This is a genomic window from Streptomyces sp. NPDC060198 (assembly GCF_042728415.1).
Lineage (GTDB): Bacteria > Actinomycetota > Actinomycetes > Streptomycetales > Streptomycetaceae > Streptomyces.
Genome location: NZ_JBHWZJ010000312.1, coordinates 1 through 8,128, shown reverse-complemented (window position 1 = coordinate 8,128; position 8,128 = coordinate 1). Strand labels below are relative to the sequence as shown.

The window sequence follows — 8,128 nt, the reverse complement described above, 5'->3', positions numbered from 1 at the left end:
ATGGTCGGCTGCGTCATATGTGTATTAGAGACTGCCCGCACCCCGTTCCGGTGCGGGCACGGGCGCGTCCGGCCCCGCCGCGCCTGTTGTACTGTGACCGGACCCCCGCACGGGGGAGCGTCCCCGCACGGGGGACCCGGACCGAGGAGGTGAGCCCCCATTACCGCTGCGTCAGGCTGGGTGCTCACCCCGTACGGTCGCGACGTCCACCGGACGTGAGCGAACGCGGAGCGCCCAACGGCTCCCGAAAGGCTCCGCCATGTCGGTTCTTCCCCCTCCGCTCACCCGCTCCACGATCGTCACCGCGCTCCGCACCGCCGGCTGTGTCTTCGCCGAGGACGAAGCGGAACTGATCCTCTCCACCGCCGCCTCCCCGGCCGAGACCGCCGCCATGGTCCGGCGCCGCGCCGAGGGGCAGCCCCTCGAACACGTCCTGGGCTGGGCCGGGTTCCACGGCCTGCGGGTCGCCGTGGACCCCGGGGTCTTCGTGCCCCGCCGCCGCAGCGAGTTCCTCGTCGACCAGGCCGCCGCGACCGTCGGGGTCCCGGGGAACGGCACCCCGCGCACCCCCGTCGTCGTCGACCTCTGCTGCGGCTCCGGAGCCCTCGGCGCCGCGCTCGCCCGGGTCCTCGGACCGGTGGAACTGCACGCCTGCGACGTCGAACCGGCGGCCGTACGCTGCGCCCGGCGCAACCTCGACGGTGTGGGCAAGGTCCACGAGGGAGACCTCTTCGCCGCGCTGCCGACCCGGCTGCGCGGCCGGATCGACGTACTCCTCGCCAACGTGCCGTACGTACCCACCGGCGACGTACCCCTCCTCCCCGCCGAGGCCCGCGACCACGAACCCCGCGTCGCCCTCGACGGGGGCGACGACGGGCTCGACGTGATGCGCCGGGTGGTCGCCGCCGCCCCCGAGTGGCTCGCGCCGGGCGGCAGCCTGCTGATGGAGACCAGCGAACGCCAGGCGGACCGCGCGCTCGCCACCGTCCAGGGCGGCGGCCTCGACGCACGGACCGCGACCTCCGACGAGCTCTGGGCCACCGTCGTCATCGGCACCAAGCCCCGGTGACCGTGACGGTGACGGCCGCCGGCCCCCCGCCCCCGGGACGAACTCCCCGGCACGGGGCTACGCTCGAACCCCCACCACACGCGGGGTACGCGGGGCAGGAGAGCACGGTATGACGACGGTGCCGGTACCGAATCCGGGGCGCAGGAGCAGCACGTTCAGCCGGCTGCTGCGCCACGGCTTCACCGACCCCTCGGGCGCGGAGCGGCTGCTGCAACTGCCCGCGCTCACGGCCGTACGGTCGGACCCGGTCCTGGTGGAGGCGCTCGGCGCCTCCGCCGACCCGGACCTGGCCTTGCGGGGTCTCGTACGCATCGTGGAGGCACAGGCGGAGGACGAGCAGCGGCTGCTGCTCGACACCCTGGTGACCGCGAAACCGCTGCGGGACCGGCTGCTCGGTGTCCTCGGCGCCTCCGAGGCCCTCGGCGACCACCTCTCCCGCCACCCGTACGACTGGAAAGAGCTGGTCACGTACGAGGCGGCCGACCTGCACCCCGGGGTTCCGGAGTTCGAACGGCACCTCGCCGAGGCCACCGGCCCCGACTCGCTGCGCGTCGCCTACCGCCGGTGCCTGCTGGGCATAGCCGCCAGGGACGTCTGCGGCACCACCGACCTCGCCCAGACCGCCGCCGAACTGGCCGACCTCGCGACGGCCACCCTGCGGGCCGCCCTCGCCATCGCGCGTACCGCCGCCCCCGAGGACGCGGCGCTCTGCCGGCTCGCCGTCATCGCCATGGGCAAGTGCGGCGGCCACGAGCTGAACTACGTCTCCGACGTCGACGTCATCTTCGTCGGTGAACCCGTCGACGCGGGCGCCGCCGCCGAGAACGAGACGGCGGCCCTGCGGGCGGCCGGCCGGCTGGCCTCCCACATGATGCGGATCTGCTCCGACACCACCGTCGAGGGCACCATCTGGCCCGTCGACGCCAACCTCCGCCCCGAAGGCCGCAACGGCCCGCTGGTGCGCACCCTCTCCTCCCACCTCGCCTACTACCAGCGCTGGGCCAAGACCTGGGAGTTCCAGGCGCTGCTCAAGGCCCGACCGGTCGCCGGCGACCCGGAGCTCGGGGCCGCGTACGTGGACGCCGTCGCCCCCCTGGTGTGGCACGCCGCCGACCGGGAGCACTTCGTCCCGGACGTACAGAAGATGCGCCGCAGGGTCATCGACAACATCCCCGCCGACCGGGTCGACCGGGAGCTGAAGCTCGGTCCCGGCGGACTGCGCGACGTCGAGTTCGCCGTACAGCTGCTCCAGCTGGTGCACGGCCGCAGCGACGCCTCCCTGCACAGCGGCACCACCCTGGAGGCGCTGCGGGCGCTCGCCGAGGGCGGTTACGTGGGCCGCGCGGACGCCGCCCAGCTCGACGACGCGTACCGCTTCCTGCGCCTCATGGAACACCGCATCCAGCTCTACCGGCTGCGCCGCACCCACCTCGTGCCCGAAGGCGAGGCCGACCTGCGGCGGCTCGGCCGTTCGCTGGGGCTGCGCACCGACCCGGTGACCGAGCTGAACCGGGCGTGGAAGCGGCACGCCTCGGTCGTCCGCAAGCTGCACGAGAAACTCTTCTACCGGCCGCTGCTGGACGCCGTGGCCCAGCTCGCGCCCGGCGAGAGCCGACTCTCGGCGAAGGCGGCCGGCACCCGGCTGGAAGCCCTCGGATACGACGATCCGGCCGCCGCGCTCCGGCACCTGGAGGCCCTGTCGTCCGGAGTCTCCCGCAAGGCCGCGATCCAGCGGACGCTGCTCCCGGTGCTGCTCGGCTGGTTCGCCGACTCCGCGGACCCGGACGCCGGCCTCCTCGGTTTCCGCCAGGTCTCCGACGCGCTCGGCCGCACCCCTTGGTACCTGCGGCTGCTGCGCGACGAGGGCGCGGCGGCCGAGAACCTCGCCCGGGTGCTGTCCGCCGGGCGGCTCGCCCCGGACCTGCTGATGCGGGCCCCGGAGGCGGTCGCCATCCTCGGCGACCCGGGAGGTCTCGCCCCGCGCAGCCGGGAGCACCTGGACCAGGAGGTGCTGGCCGCCGTGGGCCGGGCGCCCGACGCGGAATCCGCGGTCGCCGTCGTACGCGGCGTACGCCGGCGCGAACTCTTCCGTACGACGGCGGCGGACCTCATCGGCTCGTACGGCACCGAGGAGAACCCCGCCGAACCCGACCACGGGGCCCTCGTCGACCGGATCGGCTCCGCCGTCACCGACCTCAACGCCGCGACCCTGGCCGGCGCCCTGCGCGCCGCCGTCCGCGCCCAGTGGGGCGACACCCTGCCGACCCGGTTCGCGGTCATCGGCATGGGCCGCTTCGGCGGCCACGAGCTCGGTTACGGCTCCGACGCCGACGTGCTCTTCGTGCACGCCCCGCGCGAGGGGGTGAGCGACGAGGAGGCCGCCCGCGCCGCCAACACGGTGATCGCCGAGATGCGCAGGCTCCTCCAGCTGCCCACCGCCGACCCGCCGCTGCTGATCGACGCCGACCTGCGGCCCGAGGGCAAGAGCGGCCCCATGGTCCGCTCCCTCAAGTCGTACGAGGCGTACTACCGGCGCTGGTCGCTCGTCTGGGAGAGCCAGGCCCTGCTGCGCGCCGAACCGGTGGCCGGCGACGAGGACCTCGGCCGCGACTTCATCGAGCTCATCGACCCGTTCCGCTACCCGGCGGAGGGGCTCGGTGACGACGCGGTGCGCGAGATCCGCCGCCTCAAGGCCCGGATGGAGTCCGAACGGCTGCCGCGCGGCGCCGACCCCACCCTCCACACCAAGCTCGGCCGGGGCGGCCTCAGCGACGTCGAGTGGACGGTGCAGCTGATGCAGATGCAGCACGGCTGGGCCGAGCCGGGGCTCCGCACCACCCGGACCCGCGAGGCGCTGGCGGCGGCCTCGTCGGCCGGTCTGATCCCGGCCGGCGACGCGGCCGTGCTGGACGAAGCCTGGGTGCTGGCCACCCGGGTCCGCAACGCCGTGATGCTGGTCCGCGGGCGCCCGGGAGACACCTTCCCGTCCAGCCCCCGCGAGCTCGCCGCGGTCGGCCGTTACCTCGGCTACGAGCCCGGCAACGCGGGGACCATGCTCGACGACTACCGGCGCATCACGCGCCGGGCGCGCGCCGTGGTGGACGAGCGGTTCTACGGGGCGTGAGCCCCTGACACCCCCAGGAGGCCCCGGAGGCGCCGCCTCAGCGCCGCCCCGGCGCTCCCGGGGTCTCCGCGGCGGGTGTACGGCTCGCGGAGGGCGCGGGGACACTCCGGTCCGAGGAGTTCGGAGCCCGCCGCCCGGTACGGCCCGCGGCGCCCGCGCCCCGGGCCGTACCGAGCCCCACGAGCCGGGTCCGCAAGGGTGTGCGCGGTGGCTCGACCCGCCGGGCCAGGCGGTGGGGGAGGGTGCCGTACACGACGTACGCGACGGCGAAGCCGAAGCCCAGGCAGACCACGCCGCCCACCGCGTCCAGCCAGAAGTGGTTGGCCGTCGACACGATCACCACGAGGGTGGCGACCGGGTAGAGCAGCCCCAGCACCCGGGCCCACGGCACCGAGGCGAGCGCGAAGATCGTCAGCCCGCACCAGAGCGACCAGCCGATGTGCATCGACGGCATCGCGGCGTACTGGTTCGACATGTTCTTGAGGTTGCCCGAGGCCATCGAGCCCCAGGTGTGGTGCACCAGCACCGTGTCGACGAAATGGCCGCCGGTCATGAGCCTGGGTGGCGCCAGCGGGACGAGATAGTAGCCGAGCAGGGCGACGCCCGTGGTCGCGAAGAGGACCAGTCTGGCCGCCGCGTAACGGCCCGGGTGACTGCGGAACAGCCACACCAGCACCCCGATGGTCACGATGAAGTGCAGCGTCGCGTAGTAGTAGTTCATCGACACGATGAGCCATGTCACCGAGTTCACCGCGTGGTTGACGCTGTGTTCGAAGCCCGCACCGAGAGTGTTCTCGAAGGACCAGACCCAGTCGGCGTTCCGCAGTGCGGCCGTCCGCTGTTCCGGGACGGCGTTGCGCACCAGCGAGTAGAGCCAGTAACTGACCCCGATCAGAAGGACTTCGAACCACAGACGTGGGCGGCGCGGTGACCGCGTCCCACGCAGTCGCGCCGTCAGTCCTTTTCGGCCCCGATCGCCTGTGCTGTCCGTCTTGTCCTTGGTGGGTGACGGACAGGCCACCGACGGGCCTTCCTGTGTACTCACCTGAGAATCACCCATGGGCACAGAGTCTGCCAGATACGTCCCCCACCGCCCGATCATCCTCCGGTCGGGTTCCGGTCGCACGTCCTGCACCCTGCGGAGGAGGATGCCATCATCAGGAGGGGCCGGGCCCCGCCGCGGTCGAACCGCGGACGACGAGCTCGGGCATGAAGACGAACTCGCTGTGCGGGGCGGGCGTACCGCCGATCTCCTCCAGCAACGTGCGTACGGCGGCCTGCCCCATGGCGGTCACCGGCTGCCGGATGGTCGTGAGCGGCGGGTCCGTGAAAGCTATGAGCGGCGAATCGTCGTAACCGACCACCGAGAGATCGCGCGGCACCTGCCGTGACAGCCGGCGGGCCGCCCGGATCGCGCCCAGCGCCATCATGTCGCTCGCGCAGACCACCGCGGTGCACCCGCGCTCCATCAAAGCCGTGGTCGCCGCCTGGCCGCCCTCCAGCGTGTACAGGGAGTGCTGGATCAGCTCCTCCACCTGCTCCTCGCCCAGACCGAGCTGCTCGCCCATCGTCGCGTGGAAGCCCTCGATCTTGCGGAGCACCGGCACGAAGCGCTTGGGGCCGACCGCGAGGCCGATCCGGGTGTGGCCGAGCGACACCAGATGCGTCACCGCCAGCCGCATCGCCGCACGGTCGTCCGGTGAGATGAACGGCGCCTGGACCTTCGCGGAGAAGCCGTTGACGAGGACGAACGGGACGCCCTGCGCCCGCAACTGCTCGTAACGGCCCATGTCCGCCGAAGTGTCCGCGTGCAGCCCGGAGACGAAGATGATGCCGGAGACGCCGCGGTCGACCAGCATCTCGGTCAGCTCGTCCTCGGTGGAGCCGCCGGGCGTCTGGGTCGCCAGCACCGGGGTGTACCCCTGCCGGGTCAGCGCCTGGCCGATCACCTGGGCCAGCGCCGGGAAGATCGGGTTCTCCAGCTCGGGCGTGATCAGGCCGACCAGTCCGGCGCTGCGCCGGCGCAGGCGTACGGGGCGTTCGTACCCGAGGACGTCGAGTGCCGCGAGGACGGATTCACGGGTGGCCGCCGCTACACCGGGTTTGCCGTTCAGGACCCGGCTGACCGTCGCTTCGCTGACCCCCGCCTGAGTTGCGATATCGGCAAGCCGTGCGGTCATGAAAGGGGACTGTACCGGGCGCCCCCCGGATTGCCCACAGGGCCCGGGTTTCAGCCGCTCGGGCCTCTTCCGTCCCCGGCCCCGGCGTCACGCCGGAGCGGCCTCGGCAACATCTTGCAAGGTCTTGCGGACACCTCTGCGCACCTTGCAGTCGGATGGTCACATCAACCGGATCCCGTGTATGACCTGGGACAGCAGGGGTATGCACCCCGCGTCAAGCATCACGACGGCAACCTTGAGGACACGCGCATGTAACGATCGCCGCATCTTGCAGAAAAGTTCCGCAAGCTCTTTCGGACTTCTTTCATCCTTGTTACGTTCCTGGACGACCCGGCGCCGCGACGGAGCGGTACGGCAGTTGAAGGAGTTCACATGCGACGTGGCATAACGGCCACCGTCCTGGTCGCGACCCTGGCGCTCGCGGCGACCGCGTGCGGAAGCGACGACAAGTCCGACAGCAGCGGCAGCAAGAGCTCGGGCGAGCTCTCCGGCACGGTCACCTGGTGGGACACCTCCAGCGTCGGCAGTGAGGACAAGGTCTTCAAGAAGATCGCCGAGGGCTTCGAGAAGCTGCACCCCAAGGTCGACGTCAAGTACGTCAACGTGCCCTTCGGTGACGCGCAGAACAAGTTCAAGAACGCGGCCCAGGCCGGAGCCGGCGCTCCTGACGTGATCCGCTCCGAGGTCGCCTGGACCCCGGACTTCGCGAACCTCGGCTACCTCGCCCCGCTCGACGGAACCCCGGCCCTCAAGGACCAGGACGACTTCCTCCCGCAGGCCGTCGCGTCGACCAAGTACGACGGCAAGACGTACGCCGTGCCGCAGGTCATCGACTCGATGGGCATCTTCTACAACAAGGCGATGTTCGCCAAGGCCGGTGTCGAGGTCCCGACCACGGTCGCCGAGCTGAAGACCGCCTCCGCCGCCATCAAGAAGAAGACCGGCAAGACCGGCCTCTACCTCCGTGGCGACGACGCGTACTACTTCCTCTCCTTCCTGTACGGCGAGGGCGGCGACCTGGTCGACGCCGACTCCAAGACCGTCAAGATCGACAGCCCCGAGGCTGTCAAGGCGTTCAAGGTCGTCAAGGACCTGGTCGACTCCGGTGCCGCGAAGACGGACGCCACGGACGGCTGGGAGAACATGATGCAGTCGTTCAAGTCCGGCGACGTCGCCATGATGATCAACGGCCCGTGGGCCGTGGCCGACACGCTGACCGGCGACCAGTTCAAGGACGCCGCCAACCTCGGCATCACCAACGTCCCGGCCGGCTCCGCCGCCCAGGGCGCCCCGCAGGGCGGTCACAACCTGGCCGTGTACGCGGGTTCGAAGAACCTCGACGCCTCCTACGCCTTCGTCGACTACATGACGTCGGTGGACGCCCAGGCCACGGCCGCCGGTGAGCTGAACCTCCTCCCGACCCGCACCTCGGCGTACGCCCGCAAGGAAGCCGTCGACAGCGAGATCGTGAACTTCTTCAAGCCGGTCGTCGAGACCTCGGTCGAGCGTCCGTGGATCCCCGAGGGCGGCAGCCTCTTCGCCCCGCTGGTCACCCAGTACACCGAGGTCCTCACCGGCCAGACCACCCCGGAGAAGGCCGCGAAGGACAGCGGCGACGCTTACCGCAAGCTCCTCAAGGGCTGGAAGTAACAGGAAGGTTGGCCGACTGATGGCTGTCCACACCGCACCCGGACGGAGGCCGAGGTCGAGGAGCTGCACGAGCGGGCCCGCCGGGAGACGTCCGAGCAGATGAAG

The 8,128-nt window shown here is 71.5% G+C and carries 5 protein-coding genes; 3 read left to right on the top strand and 2 right to left on the bottom strand.

The window, feature by feature from the left end:
• Window positions 1-259: 259 nt before the first annotated feature.
• Both ACFWEP_RS27560 and ACFWEP_RS27555 read left to right on the top strand, forming a co-directional pair.
• Window positions 260-1,069, top strand: coding sequence for a putative protein N(5)-glutamine methyltransferase (locus ACFWEP_RS27560; protein WP_387373908.1), 810 nt, complete (start codon window positions 260-262; stop codon window positions 1,067-1,069).
• 109 nt (window positions 1,070-1,178) lie between these two features.
• On the top strand, window positions 1,179-4,193 hold the full coding sequence (locus ACFWEP_RS27555; RefSeq protein WP_387373906.1) for a bifunctional [glutamine synthetase] adenylyltransferase/[glutamine synthetase]-adenylyl-L-tyrosine phosphorylase: 3,015 nt from the start codon (window positions 1,179-1,181) through the stop codon (window positions 4,191-4,193).
• Window positions 4,194-4,230: 37 nt separating this feature from the next.
• Here ACFWEP_RS27555 and ACFWEP_RS27550 read toward each other — a convergent pair whose 3' ends face one another.
• The gene (locus ACFWEP_RS27550) at window positions 4,231-5,253 is read right to left on the bottom strand and encodes a phosphatase PAP2 family protein (RefSeq protein WP_387373904.1); all 1,023 of its coding nucleotides are present in this window, start codon (window positions 5,251-5,253) and stop codon (window positions 4,231-4,233) included.
• A 97-nt stretch (window positions 5,254-5,350) separates the two neighbouring features.
• Window positions 5,351-6,373 (bottom strand): LacI family DNA-binding transcriptional regulator, encoded by a 1,023-nt coding sequence (locus ACFWEP_RS27545; protein WP_387373902.1) that lies wholly within the window; start codon window positions 6,371-6,373, stop codon window positions 5,351-5,353.
• A gap of 372 nt (window positions 6,374-6,745) precedes the next feature.
• Here ACFWEP_RS27545 and ACFWEP_RS27540 point away from each other — a divergent pair, with 372 nt between their 5' ends.
• Window positions 6,746-8,023 (top strand): extracellular solute-binding protein, encoded by a 1,278-nt coding sequence (locus ACFWEP_RS27540; RefSeq protein WP_387373900.1) that lies wholly within the window; start codon window positions 6,746-6,748, stop codon window positions 8,021-8,023.
• Window positions 8,024-8,128: the final 105 nt, after the last annotated feature.